The 2340-nt window shown below is 54.6% G+C and carries 1 protein-coding gene; it reads right to left on the minus strand.

From position 1 onward, the window contains the following. A partial coding sequence (locus tag HMPREF2822_RS09970; RefSeq protein WP_198530978.1) for a Rib/alpha-like domain-containing protein occupies positions 1 to 2028 on the minus strand: 2028 nt, incomplete at its 3' end. Positions 2029 to 2340: the final 312 nt, after the last annotated feature.

Here is a 2340-nt window from a genome sequence, read left to right on the forward strand (position 1 = left end):
CTTAACCGTCTGATCCTGACCCTTCGGCTCATAGTTGTCCGCGTCCTTCGCAGCAGGCGCAGCCAGGTTGAACGTCGCCGGTACTTCGCGGGTAGCCGGGTCAGCGCCCTCGACAGGCGTCCACGTGACCTTTACGAGCACCTCGTTTTCACCTTCAACCTGCTTATCTTTAGGCCAGGTGATTGCGCCGGTCTTAGGATTAATGTCCAGGCCCAAGGCTTTAGCGGCAGCAGGATCAGCGAACGCGAAGGATGCACCTTCCGGCATCTTCTCTTCGGCATCAGTTTTCGGATTGTCGAAGGAAGGTTTTACTTCAAGGTCCTTTTCCTTGGCTGTTCCCTTGGTCTCGTCGTACTTAACGACGGTCGGGTCTGCCAAGAAGGAGTCAGCCAAAAGGAGCGTGCCCGTTGGCTTACCCGAAGCATCGGCAGAGAAGACCTGAGAAGAGTACACAGTCGGCTTGGAGAGATCATTCGGGACCGTGAAGTCGCACGACTCCAATTCACCAAGATCGTTAGCCGTGACAGTGCAAATCTCACCAGTAGATTCACCGTCTGCAAACCACTCAATAGCGTACTGCTGGTTGGGGACCAGACCAGTCGTCTTCGACTTCGCAGTGTCACCAGGAGCTGCAATAGCGGACGCGTTATCGTAGTTGAACACGTCGTGGATGGGGCGCGGAGTCAGCAGTGCGAAATTCTGCTTCCAGATGTTGCGGCCTGCCTCGTCCCTGCCGTTCAATGGGGCTGTAGGGCTCTGGAACATATTGTCCGGATAGTTAGCATTCCAAACCTCGCGGTTGTCGCCAACTACTGGGTACAGGTACATGTAGTCACTGTTGATGTGACGCGTGCGCTTCGTTAAGGAGGTACCGTCCCACTGCGTGAGGCTGTTGTGGTTTTCATCCTCTGGGGGGACAACTTTACCCCATTCCTCTTCAGTTACCTTGTTCCCCTTTTTGTCGCGGCTTGTACCGTACAAGCCAGCGAACGGCAGGTAGAAAGAGCCATCATCTTTTACATAAGCCACTCGGGACTCAGCAATGTGGGAGCCAACGCCATGCTTGGCTTGGTATGCATCGACAATTTCCTTTTGCGCAACACGGAATTGCTCGCGGCTATGCCCCTTGTGAGCGTCTTTCCAAGCATCAAACTCACGCGCTACCTCATCATTGACATAAGAACCAACAACCTTGACATTGGTCGCGGCACGGTCCTGAGAGTCCTTGGAGTAATAGTCCGGTATCCCTCCCCCTCCTTCATTGTTCTCCCACCATCCTTCGCCATGCGCGCGGCCATAGATACCAGTTTCGGGCCATTGCTTATCGGCCGTCGGCGCCTCGGTCCACTCCGCTTCCGGCTTGGCAAGCCAACCGTCAAGGTTTGAACGCTCTTGGAATATAACCTTGGCACCCACAATGCGGTTAATGCCAGCCGTAAAATCCCAACTCTCCCATACACGGGTCAAACGGTTGTGGAAGCGTCCACTGTACATGTCTCCACCGGCAGCCGTCATATACTTTGCTGGATCTGGGTTCGCAGCCCACGTACGGACCTGGAACTTCCCATCACCAGACAGCTTGAACTCGATTGGTCTGCCTAGGCCATCCTTCGGTGCTTTGGACAAGTCGAAGACGAACTTGCCCTCAGAATCAGAGGTGGTGTAGTAGATGGGCGAAACTTGGCCCTTGCCGTTGACGTACTGCAGGAAGACCTTGACACCAGCCATAGCTTCGTCGGCGTCATCCTTTATGTACACGCGGCCATCACGATTTAGGTAAACCGTGCCTTGGTAGCCCTGTTTCTGACCCCAAGTGCCGTCTGCCTTAATGGCAGTGGCCTCCGAGGTGCCTCGAGTATCTACACTGCGATCCTGACCGGCTGCTGCCTCCTGAGCGATAGCAGCCGGCGAAGAAGCCGGGCTGACTACCGGGTGGACGAAGGGCGCAACCATAGCGACGGAAAGAGCGGCGGCTGCAATCGTCGTGCCGCGGCGACGAGCAGAACCGTTGAAACTCTTCATATCCATGAAGAATCCTTTCATGAGAACGATTAGGGAATCGGTCAGCAGTCCGCCCTCGGTTAGATTTGGAAGCATCTTCAGCGTTCCTGAAGGCAAACTGGACTCAACCTGAGACGTTACCCGCCCCCGCCACCCTCTGCAAGGGCAAAATTTGCCCATGATTAACGGTGTCCATGCACGTCATGGCCATTCCGTTCAAGAGAAATTCTAAACTTGCAGGCCACAGGCAGTCCCAATGTTCATGGTGCTCACAGGGTTCTTTATGTTTGTAACTCTGGCCTCAAATAAGGCCTAAACGACAGGATGTGTTGGTGAGGT

The sequence above is a fragment of the Corynebacterium sp. HMSC062E11 genome, from assembly GCF_001811845.1.
Lineage (GTDB): Bacteria > Actinomycetota > Actinomycetes > Mycobacteriales > Mycobacteriaceae > Corynebacterium > Corynebacterium hesseae.